Annotated in this window: 20 protein-coding genes; 14 read left to right on the top strand and 6 right to left on the bottom strand. The window is 66.4% G+C overall.

What is annotated here, in order from left to right:
- Positions 1–27 precede the first annotated feature (27 nt).
- Positions 28–807 carry an exodeoxyribonuclease III gene (xth, locus tag ACZZ0O_RS04555; RefSeq protein ID WP_463592339.1) on the top strand — a complete coding sequence of 260 codons (780 nt, stop codon included), beginning with the start codon at positions 28–30 and terminating at the stop codon, positions 805–807.
- Positions 804–1,241, top strand: a complete 438-nt coding sequence (locus tag ACZZ0O_RS04550; protein WP_055846799.1) for a GFA family protein — start codon at positions 804–806, stop codon at positions 1,239–1,241. Before xth ends, ACZZ0O_RS04550 begins: the two co-directional genes overlap by 4 nt.
- A 324-nt stretch (positions 1,242–1,565) precedes the next feature.
- Here the strand turns inward: ACZZ0O_RS04550 and ACZZ0O_RS04545 are convergent, their stop codons facing one another.
- Positions 1,566–1,817 (bottom strand): GlsB/YeaQ/YmgE family stress response membrane protein, encoded by a 252-nt coding sequence (locus ACZZ0O_RS04545; RefSeq protein ID WP_039425819.1) that lies wholly within the window; start codon positions 1,815–1,817, stop codon positions 1,566–1,568.
- Between the two features lie 126 nt (positions 1,818–1,943).
- Between ACZZ0O_RS04545 and ACZZ0O_RS04540 the strand changes: the two genes are divergently transcribed.
- On the top strand, positions 1,944–2,540 hold the full coding sequence (locus ACZZ0O_RS04540) for a 4'-phosphopantetheinyl transferase family protein (RefSeq protein ID WP_115514700.1): 597 nt from the start codon (positions 1,944–1,946) through the stop codon (positions 2,538–2,540).
- Here the strand turns inward: ACZZ0O_RS04540 and ACZZ0O_RS04535 are convergent.
- Positions 2,525–4,111 carry an alkaline phosphatase D family protein gene (locus ACZZ0O_RS04535; RefSeq protein WP_463592338.1) on the bottom strand — a complete coding sequence of 529 codons (1,587 nt, stop codon included), beginning with the start codon at positions 4,109–4,111 and terminating at the stop codon, positions 2,525–2,527. The two genes, ACZZ0O_RS04540 and ACZZ0O_RS04535, sit on opposite strands and share 16 nt — an antisense overlap.
- Positions 4,112–4,476: 365 nt before the next feature.
- On the opposite strand from ACZZ0O_RS04535, the gene rsmG reads away from it, so the two are divergent.
- From rsmG to ACZZ0O_RS04510, 5 genes are all read left to right on the top strand, one after another.
- On the top strand, positions 4,477–5,115 hold the full coding sequence (rsmG, locus tag ACZZ0O_RS04530; protein WP_463592337.1) for a 16S rRNA (guanine(527)-N(7))-methyltransferase RsmG: 639 nt from the start codon (positions 4,477–4,479) through the stop codon (positions 5,113–5,115).
- 343 nt (positions 5,116–5,458) lie between these two features.
- Positions 5,459–7,270 carry a DUF885 domain-containing protein gene (locus ACZZ0O_RS04525; protein ID WP_463592336.1) on the top strand — a complete coding sequence of 604 codons (1,812 nt, stop codon included), beginning with the start codon at positions 5,459–5,461 and terminating at the stop codon, positions 7,268–7,270.
- Positions 7,271–8,046: 776 nt separating this feature from the next.
- Positions 8,047–8,430, top strand: a complete 384-nt coding sequence (locus ACZZ0O_RS04520; RefSeq protein ID WP_161961720.1) for a hypothetical protein — start codon at positions 8,047–8,049, stop codon at positions 8,428–8,430.
- A 56-nt stretch (positions 8,431–8,486) separates the two neighbouring features.
- Positions 8,487–9,752: a TolC family protein gene (locus ACZZ0O_RS04515; protein WP_463592335.1), complete on the top strand. Its 1,266-nt coding sequence runs from the start codon at positions 8,487–8,489 to the stop codon at positions 9,750–9,752.
- 347 nt (positions 9,753–10,099) lie between these two features.
- The gene (locus ACZZ0O_RS04510; RefSeq protein WP_463592334.1) at positions 10,100–11,371 is read left to right on the top strand and encodes an efflux RND transporter periplasmic adaptor subunit; all 1,272 of its coding nucleotides are present in this window, start codon (positions 10,100–10,102) and stop codon (positions 11,369–11,371) included.
- A gap of 286 nt (positions 11,372–11,657) precedes the next feature.
- Here the strand turns inward: ACZZ0O_RS04510 and ACZZ0O_RS04505 are convergent, their stop codons facing one another.
- A complete protein-coding gene (locus ACZZ0O_RS04505) occupies positions 11,658–11,936 on the bottom strand; it encodes a hypothetical protein (protein WP_463592564.1) in 279 nt (92 codons plus the stop codon).
- Positions 11,937–12,079: 143 nt separating this feature from the next.
- Here ACZZ0O_RS04505 and ACZZ0O_RS04500 point away from each other — a divergent pair, with 143 nt between their 5' ends.
- From ACZZ0O_RS04500 to rpmG, 4 genes are all read left to right on the top strand, one after another.
- Positions 12,080–15,295 (top strand): efflux RND transporter permease subunit, encoded by a 3,216-nt coding sequence (locus ACZZ0O_RS04500; RefSeq protein WP_463602865.1) that lies wholly within the window; start codon positions 12,080–12,082, stop codon positions 15,293–15,295.
- A complete protein-coding gene (locus ACZZ0O_RS04495; RefSeq protein ID WP_463592333.1) occupies positions 15,292–15,939 on the top strand; it encodes a cation diffusion facilitator family transporter in 648 nt (215 codons plus the stop codon). The genes ACZZ0O_RS04500 and ACZZ0O_RS04495 overlap by 4 nt, the downstream gene beginning before the upstream one ends.
- Positions 15,940–16,198: 259 nt before the next feature.
- Complete coding sequence (gene rpmB, locus ACZZ0O_RS04490; RefSeq protein ID WP_002809459.1) at positions 16,199–16,435, top strand: 50S ribosomal protein L28; 237 nt, start codon at positions 16,199–16,201, stop codon at positions 16,433–16,435.
- 13 nt (positions 16,436–16,448) lie between these two features.
- Positions 16,449–16,616, top strand: a complete 168-nt coding sequence (gene rpmG, locus ACZZ0O_RS04485) for a 50S ribosomal protein L33 (protein WP_002809462.1) — start codon at positions 16,449–16,451, stop codon at positions 16,614–16,616.
- A gap of 340 nt (positions 16,617–16,956) precedes the next feature.
- Here rpmG and ACZZ0O_RS04480 read toward each other — a convergent pair whose 3' ends face one another.
- The 3 genes from ACZZ0O_RS04480 to ACZZ0O_RS04470 all read right to left on the bottom strand — a co-directional run bounded on the left by ACZZ0O_RS04480 (position 16,957) and on the right by ACZZ0O_RS04470 (position 20,269).
- On the bottom strand, positions 16,957–17,979 hold the full coding sequence (locus tag ACZZ0O_RS04480; protein ID WP_463592332.1) for an amidohydrolase family protein: 1,023 nt from the start codon (positions 17,977–17,979) through the stop codon (positions 16,957–16,959).
- A gap of 570 nt (positions 17,980–18,549) precedes the next feature.
- The gene (locus ACZZ0O_RS04475) at positions 18,550–19,605 is read right to left on the bottom strand and encodes a 4-oxalomesaconate tautomerase (RefSeq protein ID WP_463592331.1); all 1,056 of its coding nucleotides are present in this window, start codon (positions 19,603–19,605) and stop codon (positions 18,550–18,552) included.
- Entirely contained in the window at positions 19,598–20,269 is a 672-nt protein-coding gene (locus tag ACZZ0O_RS04470; RefSeq protein WP_463592330.1) for a 4-carboxy-4-hydroxy-2-oxoadipate aldolase/oxaloacetate decarboxylase, read from the bottom strand. The genes ACZZ0O_RS04475 and ACZZ0O_RS04470 overlap by 8 nt, the downstream gene beginning before the upstream one ends.
- A gap of 101 nt (positions 20,270–20,370) precedes the next feature.
- Here ACZZ0O_RS04470 and ACZZ0O_RS04465 point away from each other — a divergent pair, with 101 nt between their 5' ends.
- Both ACZZ0O_RS04465 and cls read left to right on the top strand, forming a co-directional pair.
- Positions 20,371–21,681 carry a LysR family transcriptional regulator gene (locus ACZZ0O_RS04465; protein WP_463592329.1) on the top strand — a complete coding sequence of 437 codons (1,311 nt, stop codon included), beginning with the start codon at positions 20,371–20,373 and terminating at the stop codon, positions 21,679–21,681.
- 13 nt (positions 21,682–21,694) lie between these two features.
- Positions 21,695–23,113, top strand: coding sequence for a cardiolipin synthase (gene cls, locus ACZZ0O_RS04460; RefSeq protein WP_323518709.1), 1,419 nt, complete (start codon positions 21,695–21,697; stop codon positions 23,111–23,113).
- Positions 23,114–23,123 lie beyond the last annotated feature (10 nt).

Raw genomic sequence — 23,123 nt, 5'->3', positions numbered from 1 at the left:
TTGGTGGTTTGAACCACGGCCCCCGCCATGAAGATCGCCTCCTGGAACGTCAACTCGCTCAACGTGCGCCTGCCGCACCTGCAACAGTGGCTCACCGACGTCGCGCCGGACGTGGTGGGGATCCAGGAAACCAAGCTGGAAGACCACAAGTTCCCGGACGCGGCGCTGGCCGCGCTTGGGTATCGCAGCCTGTTCTGCGGGCAGAAGACCTACAACGGCGTGGCGATCCTGTCGCGCGCGCCAGCGTTGGACGTGCAGATGGGCATCCCCGGGTTCGATGATGTGCAACAGCGCGTCATCGCCGCCACCGTCGATGGCGTGCGCATCATCAATCTGTACGTGGTCAACGGGCAGGACGTGGGCACCGACAAATACGCCTACAAACTGCGCTGGCTCGATGCGGTGCACGCCTGGATCGCGCAGGAGCTGCAGCGCCACCCGCAGTTGGTGGTGCTGGGCGACTTCAATATCGCCCCGGACGCGCGCGACGTGCACGACCCGGTGGTGTGGAACGAGACCCACATCCTCACCTCCACCGCCGAGCGCGCCGCGCTGGAAAAATTGCTGGCGCTGGGCCTGCACGATGCGTTCCGTTTGCATCATGACGACGCCGAGCAGTTCAGTTGGTGGGATTATCGCCAGGCCGCGTACCGCCGCAACCTGGGGCTGCGCATCGACCTGACCCTGGTGTCGGATGCGCTGCGCGCACGCGCAGTGGCGTCGGGCATCGACCGCGAACCTCGCACCTGGGAACGCCCCAGCGACCATGCCCCGGCCTGGGTGCAACTGGCGGAGGCCGGCGCATGAGCGAGCGTCATCTGCGTCGCAGCACGCACAAGATCGGCGACGTGACGCTGGGGCCGGTCCACCGTTTGAGTTGCCATTGCGGCGCCGTGCAGATCGACCTGGAATTGCCGCACGGCCTGCTCGATCCACGCCGTTGCGATTGTTCGATGTGCCGCCGTCGTGGCGCCATCGTCGCCTCGGTCGCGCTCGATGGCCTGCACGTGCGGCAGGGCGAAGACGTGCTGCGCCTGTATCAGTTCAACACGCACGCCGCAGCGCATTATTTCTGCGGCGTATGCGGCATCTACACCCATCACCGGCGCCGCTCCAATCCCAACGAATACGGCTACAACGTCGGCTGCCTGGAAGGCGTCAATCCATATGCGCTGAACATCGCGGTGCAGGTGGAAGACGGCGTCAACCATCCGGCAGATCGCGCCGCTGCCGGCAGCTGAAACGACACTGCCCGGGCAAGCCCGGGCAGTGCAGTCACCGATGTGGCGCGATTTAGATCGGCTAACCAATCGACCGCGCAGTCGTCGGGGGCGCGGCCAGTGCCCGGAATCGGTATGCACCGCTCGTATGCTGCGGTTCTCCCGTGCCGTCCCTCTCCATCGGCGACTGCTCTTTAGCCGTTCTTAAAGCGACCAGTAAAACAGCCAGGCGACTAACGGATGGATGCGGCCCATGCCCGGAGGCGGATGCCGCGCGTACGCTACGATGACGCCGTGTTGTCCGCATGCACCTGACGGCCGCGCCCACCGGTTTATCGGACGCTGTTAACGCACGCGGCCACGGGTAAACAGATTGACGATGGCCAGCAAAATCACCGCACCCACCAGCGACCAGACAAAGGTCATCACGGTGATCGCCTGATTGATGCCGCCGCCTAAAAACCAGCCAGCGATCATTGCACCGACGATGCCGACCACCACATTGAGAATGATGCCCTGCTGTGCATCGCGACGCATGATGATGCTGGCCAGCCAACCCACGATGCCGCCGATGATCAACCAGATAATGATGCCCATGGTGCCAATCTCCTCGTTCGCTTGCACCGGGAGCGGTGCATGGGCGCTATTGGACGCAGCGCGCCGTGAAGCAGCTGTCGAGCGCGATGCGCGCAATTTCCCTGCGTTGGGGTTGGTGTGCACGGCGTGACAGCGCACGCTGGGTGGCAGCATGGCCCGGTGCAGCTATGGCTGCGTCCGCATCGGCCCGGTGAGCGCGGCGAGCCGCAGGCGCGGCAGCTGCTTGGCCCGGCCCTGGCGATCGACCCGGCCGCGGTGCCGCTGCTGCGCGATGCGCGCGGCCGACCCTCTCTGCAACCGGCGCTGCCCGACTGGGATACCGGCTGGAGCCACAGTGGCGACTACCTGCTGGTCGGGTTGGGCCGCGGCGTACGGCTGGGGGTGGATCTGGAACGCATCCGCGCCCGCCCGCGCCTGCTCGACATCGCGCAGCGTTTCTTTCATCCGGACGAACTGGCGTTGCTGGCGGCGCTGGAGACTGACGCACAGCAGGCGCTGTTTTTCCGTCTGTGGTGCGCCAAGGAAGCCTTGCTCAAGGCCTACGGGCATGGCCTGTCGTTCGGCCTGCATCGGCTTGCGTACGCCGTTGACTCGGATGGCGCATTGCACCTGCAGTGGTGCGACCCCGAACTAGGTGATGCCGCACAGTGGCAGCTGCACGAATGGTGGGCCGCGCCGGACTGCCGCGCCGCGCTGGCGTTTTATCCTCAGCCCGCCGCATGAGGCGCCGCGCCATACGGCAAGATCGGCTGACGGAACTGCGCCACGCCATCGAGATCGCGCAAGGTCACCGTCAACACGCCGCTGGCGCCGTCGATCTCCACCTCGCCGAAGAACTGATACCCGGCCAACGGTGAGGTGTTCGGCGCGGGCGGCGCCTTCTGAAACACCACCGTCGGGCCGAAGGTGGCATCCAATGCATTCGGCCCGAAGCTGCCGGCATTGAGCGGGCCGCCGACGAATTCCCAGAACGGCTCGAACTGCTGAAACGCGGCGCGGTCCGGATGGTAGTAGTGCGCGGCGCAGTAATGCACATCGGCTGTCAGCCACACCGTGTTGCGGATGCGCGCGCGGCTGATGAAGCGTAACAGCGCGGCGATCTCCTGCTCGCGTCCGCGCGGCGCGCCGTCATCGCCATTGGCGATCGCTTCCCAGCGCGGGCGCCCGTTGCCATCTTCGCCATCGGGGACCTGCAAACCGATCGGCATGTCGGCGGCAATCACCTTCCACTGCGCGCGTGAGCCGGCCAGCTCGCGCTGCAACCAGGCCAGCTGTTCGGCGCCGAGAAATGCGGTCTCCGCGCTCGGCGTGGGTTGCAGATTGTCGCTGTTGGCACCGCGATAACTGCGCATGTCCAGCACGAACACATCCAGCAGCGGGCCATAGCCGATCTTGCGATAGATGCGCCCATCGCCATCGGCACGCACGCCGCGCATTGGTGCATATTCCAGAAACGCCTTGCGTGCACGCCTGGCCAGTACACCGATGTCGCGCACCTGGTAGCGCGCATCCAGTTGCTTGCCGGGCGACCAGTTGTTGGTGGTTTCGTGGTCGTCCCATTGCCACAGTTGCGGCACCTCGGCATTGAAGCGGCGCACATGCTCGTCGAGCAGGTTGTAGCGGTAGTTGCCGCGAAATTCGTCCAGCGTTTCGGCCACCTTGCTCTTGGCCGCGGTGGTGAGATTGCGCCAGCGTTTGCCGTCTTCCACGGTGAGTTCGGCCGGGATCGGGCTGTCGGCATAGATGGTGTCGCCGCTATGCAGGAAGAAATCCGGGTTGCGTGCGCGCATCGCGCTGTAGATGCGCATGCCGCCGATGTCGGGATTGATGCCGAAGCCTTGGCCCACGGTGTCGCCGCTCCAGACGAAACGCACATCGCGGCGCATTTGCGGTGCGCTGCGCAGATGCCCATGCACCGGCGCACTCAGCACACCGCTGTCGGCGTCCTCGAAGCGCACCCGATAGAAAATGTCCTGATCGCACGGCAACCCGCTCAGATCCAAGCGCGCGGTGAAATCGTGGGCGGGTATCGCCATGCCTCCCTCCACGCGACGCGCCTGGCGCAGGCTTGGCCGCGTATCCCATTCCACCCGCATCCGCGCCGGGCGATCCGCGCGGCTCCACAGCAGCGCGCGACCGTCGCGCACATCGCCGCTCTGCACGCCATCGGTGATGATCGGTCGCCCGGAGGGCGCGGCCAGGCTGCGTGCAGACCAAGCGCCAGCCGCCGGCAGCAACAGCCCGGCGCCCAAACCTTGCAACACGCGGCGGCGCGCGGGATCGGAGGCGGTCATGGGGTGTCCTTCGTGCAACGGGGGAGCTTGCAGATGTAGCGCCGCTGTCTTACCGCTGCGTGTCCGGCACCGGCACAGCTCCAGGCCGCGTGACCGGGATCACGCCGATGCCGGCCAGAGGGATGCGCCGGCATTGCCGGACGAGATGTTCGCAATGCGTCGCCGTATCGCGGCCGCCAGCCAATGCGGTGAACCGCCGGCCGATTGTGTCGATGCACGCTCCGGTTGTTTCAGATCATTCCTGCGAGCATCGACGATTCCCGATTCCCGATTCCCGATTCCCGATTCCCGATTCCCGATTCCCAATTCCCAATTCCCAATTCCCAATTCCCAATCCCGCCACGCCCACCTGCGATAATCGCGCCATGAACGATGCCGCACTTTCCCCCGATGTCTCCGCCGCACTGGCGCATGGCCTGCAGGCCCAATCCCTGGATGCGGATTTCGCCGCGCCGTTGCTGCGCTATCTGACGCTGCTGGTGCGTTGGAACAAGACCTACAACCTCACCGCCGTGCGCGACCCGCGCGAGATGGTCACTCGCCATCTGCTCGATTCGCTGGCCATGCAGCCCTACATCGCCAGCGGCACCCTGGCCGATCTGGGTACCGGCCCCGGCCTGCCCGGTATCCCGCTGGCGATCACCCGCCCGCAGCTGCAGGTGACGCTGGTGGAAAGCAACGGCAAGAAGGCGCGCTTCATGCGCGAGGCCTTGCGTCACCTGGCGCTGGGCAATGCGCGCGTGGCCGAGTCGCGCGCCGAAGCGCTGGACGAGCCGGCCGCCTACGACCATCTCACCGCGCGCGCGCTGGATACGCTGGCCGGCATCATCGCCGTCGGCGGCCACCTGCTGCGCCCGGGCGGCAGCCTGCTGGCGATGAAGGGGATCTATCCGCACGAGGAAATCGCCGCGCTCCCGGCCGGCTGGACGCTGGCCGAGGTACACCCGCTGCAGGTGCCTGGCCTGGATGGCGAACGGCATCTGGTGGTAGTGCGTAAGGCCTGAGCCGAAGCCACGTTTATCGGCCTCGAGCGGCCCTCACCCCGACCCTCTCCCGCAAGCGGGAGAGGGGGTGATACTGCCCTCGCCAAGCACGTCACGTCCCTTACCTTCGGCGAAGAGGTGACGACCGGCTTCTGACAAGCCCACCACGTCCCTTCCCCCGCCTGCGGGGGAAGGTGCCCGCAGGGCGGATGGGGGCAGTCCCTGACTCGCCCCGCCATATCAATCCAGCCGCCGACACTCCAGCCACACCCGTGCGCCGGCCTGCGTTGGGACTTCCGGCCCATGGCAGCGCTCCCGGGGGCTGCCATGATCGGGCGTTCGCTCCAGATCAGGCTCTCCGCACGTGACCTCTCCTCTCGCCGCCGCACTCTCGCTCGCCCTGCTGGGCCTGTCCTTCGGCGCTGTCGCCGCCCCGCCCGCCGCCGCGCCGGCCACGCTGACTGCCGAAGCCCCTGCCGACGCGCGCTTCCGCGCGATCTACGAAAAAGAGTGGGCATGGCGTCAGGCCGAAACCGGCCAGGCCGATGAAGACACCGACACCACCGGCGACAACACCAAGCTGCCGGACGTCGGCGCTACCGCGCAGCAGGCGCGTCTGACGGTGTGGGAGGGTGTGCTCACGCAGCTCGACGGTATCGACCCCAAGCAGCTCTCGCCGGCCAACCAGATCAACCTTGCGATCTATCGCCCGCAGGTGGAAAACCTCGCAGCCGAAGTGCGTCTGCGCCTGTACGAGATGCCGTTCAATTCCGACAGCTCGTTCTGGTCCAACCTGGGCTTCATGGCGCAGCGGCCGATGAAGACCGCCGCCGAGTACCGCGCCTACATCGCGCGCTTGAACGATGTGCCGCGCTATTTCGACCAGCAGATCGTCAACATGCGCACCGGCCTGGCGCGCGGCTTCAGCGTGCCGCGCGCGGTGCTGGACGGGCGCGATGTCTCCATCGCCACCGTCGCCGAGGTCAAGGACCCCACCGAGTCCACCTTCTACGCGCCGTTCAAGCAACTGCCGGCGCAGATCCCGGCCGCCGAGCAGGCGCAGTTGCGTGCGCAGGCCAAGGCCGCGGTCAGCGGCGCGGTGCTTCCGGCCTACGCCAAGTTGCTGACCTTTTTCCGCACCGACTACATGCCCAAGGCGCGCACCACCCTGGCCGCCGAAGCGCTGCCCGATGGCAAGGCGTTTTACCGGCAGCAGATCCGCGAGTACACCACGCTGGAATTGACGCCCGAGCAGATCCACCAGATCGGCCTGGACGAGGTGGCGCGGATCCAAACCCAGATGAACGCCATCATTCAGCAGGTGGGATTCAAGGGCAGCTTCGCGCAGTTCCTCACTTTCCTGCGTACCGACCCTCAGTTCTACGCCAAGACCCCGCAGGAGCTGCTCGATCGCGCCGCATGGATCTCCAAGCGCGTGGACGGGCAGGTGGGCAAGTTCATCGGCACGCTGCCGCGCGGGCGCTTCACCATCAAGCCGGTGCCGGCCGATATCGCCCCGTTCTGGACCGCCGGGCGCGGTGGCGCCACGACCTATTGGGTCAACACCTACAACCTGCCGTCGCGGCCGCTGTACAACCTGCCGGCGCTGACCTTGCACGAGTCTTCGCCCGGGCATTCCTTGCAGGGCTCGCTCGCATTGGAGCAGGGCGAGCAGCCGGCATTCCGGCGCGAAAACTACATTTCCGCCTACGGCGAAGGCTGGGCGCTGTACACCGAAAAGCTCGGCCAGGAGATGGGCATCTACGAGACCCCGTACGAGGAATTCGGCCGGCTCACCTACGAAATGTGGCGCGCCTGCCGGCTGGTGATCGACACCGGCGTGCACCACGACGGCTGGACCCGCGAACAGGCGCTGGCCTATCTGCGCGACCGCACCGCGCTGAGCGAGCATGAAGTCACCACCGAAGTGGACCGCTACATCTCCTGGCCCGGCCAGGCGCTGAGCTACAAGCTGGGCGAGATCACCATCGTCAAGCTGCGCGCCGAAGCCGAAAAGGAGCTGGGCGAGCGCTTCGACATCAAGGCCTTCCACGACGTGGTGCTGAAGCAGGGCTCGGTCACCCTGCCGGTGCTGGAGCAGCAGGTGCGTGCGTTTATCGCCGAGAGCAAGGCGCGCCCGGCCAAGCCCAAGTCAACCGCTGTCGCCGCGCCCTGAGCGATGCCGGCGATGCGGCCAAGGCCGCGCCTACGTCGACCGCGTCGACCGGGTTGTGACCGCATCGCGGCCAGGTCCGCTCCTACAAGGCGACGAAGCCGGCTGATTGTGCCAAAGCCAAGCTGTCGTAGGAGCGGTCCCGGCCGCGATGCCGTCCCGACACCCTCAACGCAACGCGTGATCGGCCATTTGGCACACCAGATACACCGCATCGGCGGTCCATCCGCCTCCTTCCGGTGGCTGTGAATTGGTCGGGACCGCGTCGCGGCCAGGTCCGCTCCTACAAGTCAGCAGGACCAGCCGATTTTGCCGAAGCCAAGCTGTCGTAGGAGCGGCCCCGGCCGCGATGCCGTCCCGACTTCCTCAACACCGCGACGCGTGATCGGCCATTTGGCACACCAGACACCGCCTCGACGGTCCATCCGCCTCCTTCCGGTGGCTGTGAATTGGTCGGGACCGCGTCGCGGCCAGGTCCGCTCCTACAAGTCAGCAGGACCAGCCGATTGTGCCAAAGCCAAGCTGTCGTAGGAGCGGCTCCGGCCGCGATGCCGTCCCGACTTCCTCAACGCCGCAACGCTTGATCGGCCATTTGGCACAGCAGATGCCCGCATCGGCGGTCTATCCGCCTCCTTCCGGTGGCTGTGAATTGGTCGGGACCGCGTCGCGGCCAGGTCCGCTCCTACGACGGTTGCCGGTGAGCGCCTTGCGATCCGGACCGGCCACTGCGCTCCCGGATGCGATTGTGTAACTGCCCTGGCCCCGATACGCTGCGTGCCATGCTGTTTCGACGCGCCCGCTTATTGCACCCTCTGTTGCGCCTGATGGCGCTGGCAGTGCTGGTCATGGGCGTGCTGGTCGCCCCGGTGGCCTGTGCATTGGGCGATGTGCATGCGCTGGCGCACGACCAGGCGCATCTGGACGACAGCGCGCCGCACGGTCACGACGGCGCCGATGAAGACGATGCCGGCGAGCGCGATGGTGCCGGCCTGCTGCATGCCTTGATGCACAGCGGTTATTGCCATGGGCATAGCCCGGCGATGCTGCCTGCCATCTCCTGGGGTCCACTGCCGATGCGCGCACACGCGCAGCCGGCCGCGCTGACCTCCGATTACCGTTCGCATCTGATCGATACCTTGCTGCGGCCCCCGATCGCGGCCTGATGCCTTGCCGGCGGCTGCCGGCCTGTCCATCGATCCCGATTCGCGGAGATACCCTCATGTGGTTGCGACTGGCGGCACTTGCCGCCCTCGCGGTCGTGCCGTGCGCCATGGCGCAGGACGTACCGCCCCAAACTGTGCTTACGTTGGACGACGCCATCGCGCGCGTCGCAGCCAAGCACCCCGATCTACGTCTGGCCGACGGCCAGCAGGCCGTGCTCACCGCCGAGGCGCAGCGCGATGCGTTACGCCCACCGCTGCGCGTTGGCGCGGAGATCGAAAACGTATTCGGCAGCGGGCCGACCCGCGCGCTGGACCAGGCCGAACTCACCGTCACCCTGGCCAGCGTGCTGGAGCGCGGCGGCAAGCTGGATGCGCGCCGCACCCTGGCGCAGGCGCGCATCGATGCGCTGGCTCCGCAACGTGCCATCGCGCGGTTGGACGTGCTGGCCGACGTGGCGCGGCGCTATCTGGCCATCACCGCCGCCAGCGAGCGCCACACCATCGCGCTGGAAACCCTGGCGCAGCGCCAACGCACCGTATCCGCCGCCCGCCAGCGGTTGCAGGCCGGCGCATCGCCCGAATCGGTCCTGCTCACCGCACAGGCCCTGCAGGCGCGTGCGGAACTGGACCGCGACCGCGCGCAGCTGGAACTGGCCGCGGCACGTCGGCAACTGGCGCTGCTATGGGGCGCGCGCAGCATCGAGGCCGACCAGATCAGCGGCGATGCCTTGCAACTGCCGGCTATTCCCGAGTTCGAGGTGCTGGCGCAGTTACTCGACAGCACGCCGGAGCTGGCACGCCTGAACAACGAGCAGCGCCTGCGTGATGCGCGGCTGCAGCTGGCCCGCAGCCAGGCCAGCCCGGACCTGGACTGGCAAGTGGGCGTGCGCCGGCTCGAAGGCAACAACGCCACCGCGCTGGTCGGCAGTGTGTCGCTCGCACTGGGCAGCGCCGGTCGCGCGCAGCCGGACATCCGCGCCGCGCAGGCCGAGCTGTCGCTGCTGGATATCGAACGCCAATCGCAGGCCTTGCAGCTGTACGCCACCTTGGCCGATGCGCATGGGCGTTACCGCGCCGGCCAGCTGGAAGTGGCGCGCATGCGCGAGGAGGTGCTGCCCGCGCTGGCACGCGCCGATACCGCTGCAGAGCGCGCTTACCGCGCCGGTGCCACCAGTTATCTGGATTGGGCGCAGCTGCAGGCGCAGCGCAGCGATGCACGGCAGCAGCAACTCGCTGCCGCAGTGGAAGCGCAGAGCGCATTGATCGAAATCCAGCGGCTGACCGGGCAACCGTTTGTGGTCACGGCGGAGACGACTCCATGACGACGACCATCCAGATGTACGCGCGGTTGCACACACCGTTGCACGCCATCTCGCCCACACCGCTAGCCGCAACCTGCACCGCAGACGCCGCAGACGCCGCAGACGCCGCAGACGCCGCAGACGCCGCAGACGCCGCAGACGCCGCAGACGCCGCAGACGCCACTCACGTGGGCACTGTTAAGTACACGGAGCCGCCGCGCACGCCGCGCCGCGCCTCACTCGCTGCATCACTCGGCGCACTTCACGCGGGCAGTGCTACGTGCACGCAGCCGCAGCGCACGCCGTGCCGCATCTCACTCGCTGCACCGCTCGGCGCAGTGCGCCGGCATTCCAAAGGATCTCGTTCGATGACGCCATACATTTTTGCGCCGCTGCTGCTGGCGCTGTTGCTCGGCGGTTGCGGCCGCGCCGATGAAGACGCACACGGCCATGCAGGCAGCGAGGCTGGCCATGCCGAAGAGGGCGGCGGTGGCGAGCACGCCGACGAGGCCAAAGGCAAACACGGCGGCCGGCTGCTCAGCCAGGACGGCGACAGCGTGGAGCTTGCGATTGCCGAAGATGGCCGCCCGCCGACGTTCCAGGCCTGGCTGTATCGCGATGGCAAACCAGTGCCGGCCAGCGCCGGCAGCGTGGAGGTCAAGACCACGCGGTTGGGGGGCAAGGTCGACACCTATCCGCTGCGTGCGCAGGCCGACGGAAGTCTGCTGGCCGTCAGCGAAGTAGGCGAGCCGCATTCGTTCGATGTGGAAGTGCGCGCCAGCGTGCAGGGCAAGACCCATCGCTGGACCTATTCCAGCTACGAAGGCCGCACCACGATCGCCGCCAAGATTGCGCAGGACGCCGGTATCCGCATGGCTCCGGTGGGTGCCGGTAGCATCGCCGATCAGCACGAAGTGCAAGGCCTGCTGACGCCGGCAGAAGGTGCGCAGGCGCAGGCGACCGCGCGCTTTCCCGGGCCTGTGCGCAGCCTGCGCGTCAACGTCGGCGATCAGGTGCGTGCGGGCCAGGTGCTGGCCACGGTGGAGAGCAATCTCAGCCTGACCACCTACTCGGTCACCGCGCCGATCAGCGGCACCGTGCTGGCGCGTAACGCCAGCCTGGGCAGCAACGCGGGTGAGGGCCAATCGCTGTTCGAGATCGCGGATCTGTCGAGCCTGTGGGTGGATCTGCACATCTTCGGCGCCGACGCCGGGCATATCGCCGCCGGCGCGCCGGTGACGGTGACGCGCATCAGCGATGGCGTGGTTGCACAAACCGTCCTGGAGCGCGTGTTGCCGGGCACGGCCACGGCCAGCCAGAGCACGGTGGCGCGCGCGGTGTTGCGAAATACCGATGGCTCATGGCGACCAGGCTCGGCAGTGAAGGCGAGGGTGACGGTCGCGCAGCAGCCGGCAGCGATGGTGGTGCCGGTGGGAGCGTTGCAGCAGTTTCGCGACTGGAATGTGGTGTTCGTGCGCGTGGGCGATGTGTACGAGGCGCGGCCGGTGACGTTGGGCGCGCGCGACGCGCAGCAGGTGGAGCTGGTCGCGGGCGTGTCGCCGGGCGACACGGTGGTGGTGGAGCAGAGTTATCTGGTGAAGGCCGACATCGAGAAGTCGGGGGCATCGCATGATCATTGATCGCGTTGCGGTGGGCGGCATTGCGTCGTCGAGTGGGAGCGTGTGTCGGAGACGCGGATGCATGCCAGATTCAAGGCTTTCGCGCCCTTTCAGGTTAGAGCGAAGGCTTTCACGCCCTGTCGGGCGCGAGTTACTTTTCGTTGCTTGTGCAAGAAGCGCTTTACGGCAGCCGCAGGCTGACCAAAGTAACCAAAAGAAAGCACACCCCGTCCTCGCGCCCTCCGCGCCTGCGGCGCTGCGGGTCCGCAAGTCCGGCAGAAATTTTTGTAAGGGACATCCATGTCCCTTACAAAAACGTCGCGCACCCCTGCGCGACGCCCTGCGGGTTGTATCTGCCGGCCTTGCCGCTGCGGTATGGGGGCCCAAACGCAAACAGCACCAGCAACAGCACCAGCACCAGCACCAGCAACAGCAACAGCACCAGCAACAGCACCAGCACCAGCACCAGCAACAGCAACAGCAACAGCAACAGCAACAGCACCAGCACCAGCACCAGCACCAGCACCAGCAACAGCACCAGCACCAGCACCAGCACCAGCAACAGCACCAGCACCAGCACCAGCACCAGCCTTGGTGCTGGCGTGCGGATGGGCGTTTGTTTGGCGTGCTGCGTCGCACCGCGATAGGGAGGCCGCGCTGTCGGTCGGTGGCACCACGAGGGTGGCGCGCGGCGCAGTGCGGTGCCAGGAATGCACGGAGGGGCGTGTCATGCTGACCAACATCATTCGGTTTGCGATCGCACAGCGCTGGTTGATGCTGGCGTTGACGGGAGTGTTGATCGCGATCGGGGCGTGGAGTTTTTCGCGGTTGCCGATCGATGCCACGCCGGACATCACCAATGTGCAGGTGCAGGTCAATACTGCAGCACCGGGGTATTCGCCGCTGGAGTCGGAGCAGCGGGTGACGTTTCCGTTGGAGACGGTGCTGGCGGGATTGCCGGGCCTGGAGTCGACGCGCTCGCTGTCGCGCTATGGCTTGTCGCAGGTGACCGCCGTGTTTGCCGATGGCACCGATCTGTACTTTGCGCGGCAGCAGGTGGCCGAGCGTTTGCAGCAGGTCAAATCGCAGTTGCCGGCCGAGCTTGAGCCGCAACTGGGGCCGATCGCCACCGGCCTGGGCGAGATCTTCATGTACACCGTGGAGGCCAAGCCTAACGCGCGCAAACCCGATGGCACGGCGTGGACGGCGACCGATCTGCGCACCCTGCAGGATTGGGTGGTGCGGCCGCAGTTGCGCAATGTGCCCGGCGTCACCGAGGTCAACACCATCGGCGGCTACGCGCGGCAGATCCATATCACGCCCGATCCTGCGCGCCTGGTCGCGTTGGGCTTTACGCTGGATGACGTGGCGCAGGCGGTAGAGGCGAATAATCGCAATATCGGTGCCGGTTATATCGAACGCAACGGGCAACAGTTTCTGGTGCGCGTACCGGGGCAGGTGGATGACATCGCGCAGATCGGCGCAATCGTGCTGGATCGCCGCGAAGGCGTGCCGATCCGGGTGCGCGATGTGGCGCAGGTCGGCGAAGGCCGCGAGTTACGCACCGGGGCCGCTACGCAGGACGGCACCGAAGTGGTGCTCGGCACGGTGTTCATGCTGGTCGGTGCCAATAGCCGCACCGTGTCGCAAGCCGCTGCCGAGCGCCTGAAAGTGGCCAACGCCAGCTTGCCGGCCGGTGTGCAGGCGGTACCGGTGTACGACCGCACCGCGTTGGTCGACCGCACCATCGTCACCGTCGCCAAGAACCTGATCGAAGGCGCCTTGCTGGTGGTCGTGGTGTTGTTCCTGCTGATGGGCAATGTGCGCGCGGCGTTGATCACCGCGGCGGTGATTCCGTTGGCGATGTTGTTCACGCTCACCGGCATGGTGCGCGGCGGCGTGTCCGGCAATCTGATGAGCCTGGGCGCGCTGGATTTCGGCTTGATCGTCGATGGTGCGGTGATCATCGTGGAGAACTGCCTGCGCCGCTTCGGCGAAGCGCAACTGCGACTTGGACGTGTGCTCGATCGCGACGAACGCTTCGCACTCACCGCCGAGGCCACCGCCGAGGTGATCCGTCCCAGCCTGTTCGGCCTGGGCATCATCACCGCGGTGTATCTGCCGGTGTTCGCGCTCACCGGCATCGAAGGCAAGATGTTCCACCCGATGGCCATCACCGTGGTGCTGGCGCTGAGTGGTGCGATGGTGTTGTCGCTGACCTTCGTGCCGGCGGCGATCGCCTTGCTGCTCGGCGGCAAGGTGGCCGAGCATGAAAACCGCGCAATGCGCTGGGCGCGCGGTGTGTATGCGCCCTTGCTGGATCGCGCGCTGCGGCACGGGCGCTGGGTCGGCATTGCGGCGCTGGTCACGGTGGCGCTGTGTGCGGTGCTATCCACACGGTTGGGCAGCGAATTCATCCCCAATCTGGATGAAGGCGATGTCGCCCTGCATGCATTGCGCATTCCCGGCACCAGTCTGGAACAAGCCATCACCATGCAATCCACCCTGGAAAAACGCATCAAGCAATTTCCGGAAGTGGCGCATGTGTTCGGCAAGCTCGGCACCGCCGAAGTGGCCACCGACCCGATGCCGCCATCGGTGGCCGACACGTTCTTGATCATGCATCCGCGTGCGCAATGGCCGGACCCGCGCAAGCCCAAGGCGCAGTTGGTGGCCGAGATCGAAGCGGCGGTGAAACAACTGCCGGGCAACAATTACGAGTTCACCCAGCCGATCCAGATGCGCATGAACGAGCTGATTTCCGGCGTGCGTGCGGATGTGGCGATCAAGGTCTACGGCGACGATCTGGCCACGCTGGTGAAAGTGGGGCAGCGCGTGCAGGAGATCGCCAGCAGCGTGCCCGGCGCAGCCGACGTCAGCCTGGAACAGGCCACCGGCCTGCCGATGCTGGCGGTGGTGCCCGATCGCGCTGCACTGGCTGGCTACGGACTCAATCCCGGTGTGGTGCAGGACACCGTGGCCGCTGCGGTGGGCGGGCAGGAGGCCGGGCAATTGTTCGAAGGCGACCGTCGTTTCGACATCGTGGTACGGCTGCCGGAGGGCTTGCGTCAGGACCCGGCCGCCTTGGCGGATCTGCCGATCCCGCTGCGCGGCGATGGCGAGCGTGGCGATGCCGACGAATCCAGCCGCGCGGCCGGCTGGCGCAGCGGCGAGCCGACCACCGTGCCGCTACGTGAGGTCGCCAAGATCGAGACCGTGCTTGGCCCGAACCAGATCAATCGCGAAGACGGCAAGCGCCGCATCGTCATCACCGCCAACGTGCGCGACCGCGATCTGGGCGGTTTCGTGGCGGAGGTGCAGCAGCGTGTGCAGGCGGAGGTCGCCTTGCCCACTGGTTACTGGATCGGCTACGGCGGCACCTTCGAGCAACTCATCTCTGCAGGTCAGCGCCTGGCCTGGGTGGTGCCGGGCACCTTGTTGCTGATCTTCGCGCTGTTGTACTGGTCGTTCGGTTCGTTGCGCGATGCTGTGGTGGTGTTCAGCGGCGTGCCGTTGGCGCTGACCGGTGGCGTGGTGGCATTGGCCATGCGTGGGTTGGCGTTGTCGATCTCGGCCGGTGTCGGCTTCATCGCGTTGTCCGGCGTGGCGGTGCTCAACGGCCTGGTAATGATCGCCTTCATCCGTGGCTTGCGCGCCGACGGCATGCCGTTGGAGCAGGCCCTGCGCGAAGGCGCATTGTCGCGCCTGCGGCCGGTGTTGATGACCGCATTGGTCGCCGCGCTGGGCTTCGTGCCGATGGCTTTCAACGTCGGCGCCGGTGCAGAGGTGCAGCGTCCGCTGGCGACAGTGGTGATCGGCGGCATCGTCTCGTCCACCTTGCTCACTTTGCTGGTGTTGCCGGTGTTGTATCGGTGGCTGCATCGGGAGCGATCGGGGCGATCCAGAGCTGTTGTCGCGGCAACGCCACGCGGAGACGGCGCATGAGCAAGTCCTGTTGCGGCTGTGGCAAGACACTGGATGTGGCAGCGATGCAGGCCCGTCAGCGGCGCGTGCTTTGGTGGGTGTTGGCGATCAATGTCGGCGCCTTTGCGCTGATGCTGGCAGGTGCGCTGCACAGTGGCGCCGCCTCGCTGTTGTCCGGCAGCCTGGATAATCTGGGCGATGCGCTCACGTACGCACTGAGCCTGGCGGTGGTGGGCGCCAGCCTGGCGGCCAAGGCGCGGGTGGCCTTGCTCAAGGCCGGGTTGATCCTGCTGGCAGCACTGGCGGTGGCGGCGGAGATCGGCTGGAAACTGGCTCACCCGCAGCTGCCGTTGTTCCAGAGCATGGGCGTGGTGGCGGCGCTGAACTTTGCCGCCAATCTGGCAAGCCTGCGCCTGCTGTGGCCGTACCGCAACGGCGACATCAATCTGGCGTCGGCCTGGGCCTGCTCGCGCAACGATGTCTACGAGGGCATTGCGGTGCTGGCGGCCAGTGCGGCGGTGTGGGCGTTCGGCAGCGGTTGGCCCGACCTGGTGATCGCGGTGGCGTTGCTGCTGCTGTTCCTGCGCTCGGCCTGGCAGGTGGCGCATGCAGCCCTGGCGGAGTTACGCCAGGTCACTGCAATGGCGCATGCCGGGGGCGGCTGATCGACGCCTGCTCACGCGCGGGTAACGGCGTTGCCCGCGTCAGCGGGCTCGCCGTAAGTGCTTGCGATACAAGGAATTGCCGTGCATAATGCGCGGCTCGCTGTGCCCGGATCGCTCCGGATGGCGGCACCCAGCGCGATGGGGTTGCCGGCTCGTTCCCAGCGTAAGTTCTTGATTCCCAACGTTGCGTGGCAGCTTGATGCTGTCGGGGCCGCCGCTCCCCAGGCTATGGGTGGCAATTCATTTATCGAGGTGCGTAATGTCCCGCGTATGCCAAGTGTCCGGCAAGCGTGTGCAGACGGGTAACAACGTCTCCCACGCAAACAACAGAACCCGTCGTCGCTTCCTGCCTAACCTGCACGAGCGCCGTTTCTGGGTCGCCAGCGAAAACCGCTGGGTGAAGCTCCGTGTCTCCGCGCATGCATTGCGCACCATCGACAAGAACGGGATTGATGCCGTTCTGAAAGAGCTGCGTGCGCGCGGCGAAAAGGTCTGAGGAGTAAGCAGTCATGGCAAAAGGCAAGCGTGACAAGATTCGTATGATTTCCTCGGCCGCTACCGGCCACTTCTACACCACGGATAAGAACAAGAAAAACACTCCGGGGAAGATGGAAATGATGAAATACGACCCCGTCGTGCGTAAGCACGTGATGTACAAGGAAGGCAAGATCAAGTAATCCACCGATTACATGATCTGTATCCAAGCAAACACCCGCCGAAAGGCGGGTGTTTGCGTTTGGGGAATCGATCGCGACGTCGGGACTGCCGCAGCGCGTTAGTGCGTTTGATCGGCACACGTTGATGCACGGGATTGTGTAGCGCCGTGCAAAACTTGCGATGCAGCTTGGCTGGCTGCATTCGTTTCTCCCTGCGGCAGAGGGTGAAGGGCGAAGCAGTTGGCGTTTCATTGCTGAAGGCGCGTGGCGACGCGTTTGATATCGCAGGCGGTGACCACTCTCTGAGGCGCCCCCTCATCCGCCCCGTCGGGGCATCTTCTCCCGCTGGGAGAAGGAAGAGCTATAGCCCACGTGCGCGCAATTGCGCGTCCAGGCGTGGATACACGCGCCGTGCATTGCCTTCGAAGACCTTGCGCTTGTCTGCATCGGAGATTGCCAGTGCATCGATATAGCGTTTGGTGTCGTCGAAATACTGCCCTGTCTGAGGGTCGATGCCACGCACCGCGCCGACCATTTCCGAGCCGAACAGAATGTTGTCGATGTCGATCACCTCGAACAGCAGGTCGATCCCGGGTTGGTGATACACGCAGGTGTCGAAGAACACGTTGCGCATCACGTGCGTGGATAACGGCGGTTTGCCCAACATGTCGGCCAGGCCGCGGAAGCGACCCCAGTGATACGGAACGGCGCCACCGCCGTGCGGGATGATGAAGCGCAGCTGCGGAAAATCGGCGAACAGGTCGCCTTCCAGAAACTGCATAAAGGCGGTGGTATCGGCATTGAGGTAGTGCGCGCCGGTGGCGTGGAAATTGGCGTTGCAACTGCCCGACACGTGCACCATCGCCGGCACATCCAGCTCGACCATTTTTTCGAAGAACGGGTACCAGGCGCGATCGGTCAACGGCAGGCCGGTCCAGTGGCCACCGGATGGGTCTGGATTGAGATTGCAGCCGACAAACCCGAGCTCGGTGACACAACGGTCCAGCTCCTGGATCGAGTGCGCGATCGACACACCCGGCGACTGCGGCAGCTGGCACACGCCGATAAAGGTGTGCGGATACAGCTGCACCACGCGGCCGATGAGGTCATTGCAATGCCGCGTCCAGACCTGGCTCACGGCTTCGTCGCCGATGTGGTGCGCCATGGTGCTGGCACGTGGCGAAAAAATCGTCATGTCCGCACCGCGCTCGCGCAGCAGGCGCAATTGATGCTGCTCGATGCTGTCGCGCAGTTGGTCATCGGAAATGTGCGGATACACCGGTGCCGGCAGGTTTGCGTCGGTGTAATGCGCAATCTGCGCCTTGCGAAACGCATCGTGTGCAGCGGGTGCGGTGGTGTAATGGCCGTGGCAGTCGATGATCATGGCGATGCTCGTTGAAGTACTGGTCGGATCCGTCGGACGTGTTCGGGTGAAGGCGTGCAGCGTGTGACAGCGGCCACTGCTGCGTCCGCGTCTGCCCAGCCGCCAGTCGCACGCAGTCGCTGAGCGGGTGTGCCATCGCGATCGCCATCCACCAGGGCATCTCCGGAATGCGTTTCTCGCGGTGCGCGGCGAACCGACGGCACTGCATCAGTACGTGCATGCCACTGCAGGTGCATCGTTTCCTGCTTCAAGCTGCACCCCAGGCCGCCCGACGCGCCCACCACGTAGGAGCGCACCCGGGCGCGACCGGCACTCGATCCGCTGCATGAGATGCTGCTCCCCATTTGCCACGCACCTGCCTGGCATATTCCTGGCCGGCAAGGCGTTGCAGATACGCAACGGGACGTTGCGCCGATGTTCGATCCGCAATGGCACAAGCACACGCTCTCGCATGACGACGCAGACGACACTGTGCAGCGCATCGACGATCGGACAAGTGCAGTGCGCACGCCACAATCCCTCTGCTCAAACCAGCCTGGCGCTGGCAACACAGCGCGAAACTGGCAGTGCTTACCCAAACAACACCCCATCGAATAACTTACGTGCCGTCCTGACCACCGCGGCGTGCACCACCGCGCCATGTGCATCGCGTTCGATGACGCAGCCGGTCATGCCGCTGGGGTGCTCCACGTCCACCTGCTGGATGCTGCCGCCGGGCAGCTGCGCCAGCGCGTGCGCGGGTGACTCCAGCAGCAGGCAGGCGGTGGCGACGGTGACAGCGCCGAGCACGCCGATCGACGCATGGCAGCGGTGCGGGATAAACGAACGCACGCTGATTGCGCCACCGTTGCGCGGTGCGGCCACCAGCATCATCTTCGGCACTGTCGCTGCACTGACATCGCCCAACTGCATCAAGGGGCCGGCCTGCAGGCGAATGGATTCCAGCCGCGCTTTGAGTGCGTCATCCGCATCCAGCGTGGCACGGTCTTCATAGCCGCTGATCCCGACGTCGTTGGCGCGCAGCACCACGCACGGCATGCCGTTGTCGATCAGCGTCACCGCCACGCCATCGAGCGTGTCCACGGCGCGCCCGGTGGGCAACAGCGCGCCGCAGGAGGAACCTGCGATCTCGGCGAATGCCAACGCAATGGGTGCGGCAGTGCCCGGCACGCCGTCGATGCGCGCGTCGCCCGCATACGTGACCCGGCCGCCGGGCGTGCGCACGGTGGCCGTTGCCAGGGTGCCGGTGTTGCGCATGAAGATGCGTACGTCGGTCTGCCCATCGTGCGTGGGCAGCAGGCCGCGCTCCAGCGCGAAGGGCGCCACGCCGGCCAGCATGTTGCCGCAGTTCTGCGCATCGCTGACCTGCGCCTGTTCGACTGCCACCTGCAAAAACAAATAGTCCACATCGGCATCGGCGCGTGTGGAGCGCGACACCACCGCCACCTTAGAGGTGAGCGGGTCGGCGCCGCCCATGCCGTCGATCTGGCGCAGATCCGGCGAACCGTAGGCGCGCAGCAGCAAGGCATCGCGTGTGGCGCGATCGCCGGGCAACTCGTCGGCCAGAAAAAAGCCGCCCTTGGAGGTGCCGCCGCGCATCCACATCGCGCGTACGTGCTCAGACATAGCGCAGGCCTTTGGCCGCCAGGCGTTCGCGCATGGCGTAGATGTCCAGGCCCAGTTCGCCGCTGGCAAGACGGTCGCGTTTGATCAGCTCGCGCGCTTCGCGTGCCTGCGCTTCGGCCAGCACCTGCGCAGCAGTGGCGCGCGGCACCACGCAGACACCGTCGTCGTCGGCCACCACCACATCGCCCGGCTGCACCAGCGCACCGGCGCAGACCAGCGGCACGTTGACCGAGCCCAGCGTCTCCTTGATGGTGCCTTGCGCGCAGATGGCACGGCTCCAGGCGGGGAACTGCATGGCAGTGAGATCGCGCACGTCGCGCACGCCGGCATCGATGATCAGCCCGCGGCAGCCGCGCGCCTGCGCCGAGGTGGCGAGCAGGTCGCCGAAATAGCCGTCGCAGCAGTCGCTGGTCGGCGCCACCACCAGCACGTCGCCGAGCTGCAGTTGCTCGATGGCCACATGCATCATCCAATTGTCGCCGGGCGGAATCGACACCGTGACCGCAGTGCCGGCAACACGGCAGCCGGCGTAGATCGGGCGCAGGCGGTGATGCAGCAGGCCGCTGCGCCCCTGCGCCTCGTGCACGGTGGCCACGCCGGCTTGTGCCAGCCCGTCAACGAGGGCGATCGGGGTGCGTGCAACCTGGGTGACGACCTGGCTCATCCATCCATCCTCGTTAGTACTGCGCCGAGTCTGAGCGGCGAGAGTCAATCAGCTCAAGATTCATTTGAGGTATGCGTATTGATTTTGCTTATAGTTAGAGCATGCCGCCGATGCCCGAGCCGAACCTGCGTCATCTGTATGCCCTGGTCGTGGTGCACCGGCTGGGCAGCATCAGCGCGGCCGCGCCGCAGGTGAATCTGTCGCAGCCGGCCTTGACCCAGGCGGTGGCGCGCCTGGAACAACAACTGGGCGTGCGGCTGTTCGAGCGTCAGCCCGGCGGCATGGCCGCCACCGAGGCCACCCAGCTGGTGGTACCGCGAATCGAGCGCGCCTTGGCGCATCTGGGCCGGGGCATCCTGGTGGCGCGGCGTGCGCTGCGGCTGCCGGCGCGCCCCGGTCTGGAGCGACGGGTGTCGTTGGGCCAGCTGCAGGCGCTGGTGGCGGTGGATGTGGCGGGCAGCTATTCGCTGGCGGGGGTGCAGCTGGGCGTGTCGCAGCCGGCGGTCTACCGCGCGGTGCAGGCGCTGGCCGATGTGATCGAGGTGCCGCTGACCATGCGCCGCGGCAAGGCAATGCAGCCCACGCCGGTGGCGGAGCGGCTGTTGCGGCAGGTGCGCCTGGCGCTGGCCGAGCTGCGCGCCGGGCTGGACGAAGTGGCTGCGCTGCGCTCGCAGCACGCCGGCCGGCTCACGCTGGGGGTGATGCCGTTGGCGCGGGCGATCCTGCTGCCGCAGGTGCTGGCGCGGTTTGTGCGCGCGCATCCCGGTGCCAGCGTCAACGTGGTCGAAGGGCCGTATGCCGAATTGCTGGCGCATCTGCGCGATGGCGAACTGGATCTGTTGATCGGTGCGCTGCGCGAGCCCTTGCCGGTGCGCGACGTACTGCAGGAGCCGCTGTTCGACGACGAGCCGGTGATCGTGGCGCGTAGCGGGCACCCGTTGGCCGGAACGGCGTATGCGTTCGCGCAGCTGCTCGACTACCCGTGGGTGATGGCCGCTGCGGGCACGCCGGTGCGCGAGCGCTGGGAACGTATGTTCCGCGATCGGCAGTTGGAGCCGCCGCCGTTGCGCATCGAATGCGGCGCCGAGCTGACCGTGCGCGGCCTGTTGCTGGAAGACGATTGGTTGACCCTGATGTCGCGCGACCAGTTCCTGTTCGAGCGCCGCGCCGGCCTGCTGCGCGAGATCGGCAGCGCCGGGCCGCGCTTGCGTCGGCAGATCGGCATGACCACGCGCAGCGACTGGCACCCCACGCGCGCGCAGACCGCCTTCGTGCAGACACTGCGGCAGGTGTGCGCCGAGCGCGTGCATCCGGCAGCGGCAGATGCCGGCCCCTTTCGCCATTGCATCCAACCGGTGGGGACCGCGTCGTTGCGTTTACACGCGGCCGGGTCAGAATCGGCTTCCTCATGAGAACGGAGCGCTGATGCTGCCCGACTGGTTGCAAGGGACCTGGCTGTTGGCGCTGGACTGGGTGATCCGCCTGGCCGCGCTGCTATGGATTCCCACCCGCACCACGCCTGGCGCGGCGCGCAGCTGGTTGCTGCTGATCGGCTTTGTGCCGGTGGTCGGCCTGCCGCTGTATCTGTTGCTCGGCCACCCGTGGTTGTCGCGGCTGCGCGTGGAGCGGCAGGCTACCGCCTCGCAGGTGATCCGCGAACAGCAGCTGCCGTTGCATGCACTGCGCTGGACGCCGCCGCCCGATACCAGCAGCGCCGAGGTGGTGCCGCTGATCGAACGGCAGGGCGACTTCATGCCCACGTTGGGCAATGCGGTGGAATTGCTCGACGACTACGCGTACTCGCTGCAGGCGTTGATCGTCGCGATCGATGCGGCCGAAAAGCGCGTGCATCTGCTGTATTACCTGATGTTCGACGATGCGGTGGGCGATGCGGTGGTGGCAGCGCTGCAGCGGGCAAGCGCGCGCGGCGTGCGCTGCCGCGTGCTGCTCGATGCGGTGGGCGCCAAGCGCGGCCTGCGGCGCTATCGCAAGCGGCTGCAGGCCGACGGCATCGAGGTGCTGGCGGTGCTACCCGGCGGGTTGCGCTGGCGCCGCAGCGGGCGCATGGATCTGCGCAATCACCGCAAGATTGCGGTGATCGACAACCAGGTGGGCTTTGTCGGCTCGCAGAATCTGGCCGACGCCGGCTTCATCGACGGCGTGCCCAATCGCGAGCTGGTGGCGCGCGTGCGCGGGCCGGTGGTCAATCATCTGGAAGCGGTGTTCGCCAGCGACTGGTTCACCGAAACCGGGCAACGCCTGGATGTCTGGCCGGATGCGCCGGTCTGCGAGGCCAATATCGCCACCCAGTTACTGCCTAGCGGGCCGGCGTATCCCTTCGAGAACGCGCGCGATGCGATCAATGCGGTGATCCATCTGGCGCGACGAAAAGTGGTACTGGTGACGCCATACTTCGTGCCGGACGAGGCCTTGCTGAGCGCCTTGCGCATCGCCGCGGTCTCGGGCGTGGATGTGCAGCTGATCCTGTCCGAGCGCAACAATCAGCGTCTGGCGGCGTGGGCACAGGAAGCGTATTTCGACGAGCTGCTGCGCTGTGGGGTGAAGATTGCGCTGTACCGGCCGCACTTCCTGCATGCCAAGCACCTGAGCATGGATGAAAACATCGCGCTGGTGGGCTCGATCAATCTGGATATCCGCTCGTTCGCGCTCAACGCCGAGATCGGCATGGTGTGCTACGACACCGGCGTGGTGCAGCGGTTGCGCGCGATCGAACAGGACTATCTGGCCAACGCGCGTCAGCTGGATCTGCAACAGTGGCGGCGGCGCCCGGCCTGGCGACGCAGTCGCGAGGGCATCGCGCGGCTGGCGGATGCATTGATGTAGTGGCCTGCGC

It is taken from the genome of Xanthomonas sp. AC360 (assembly GCF_979258225.1).
This window is presented reverse-complemented; position numbering and strand designations above follow the sequence as displayed.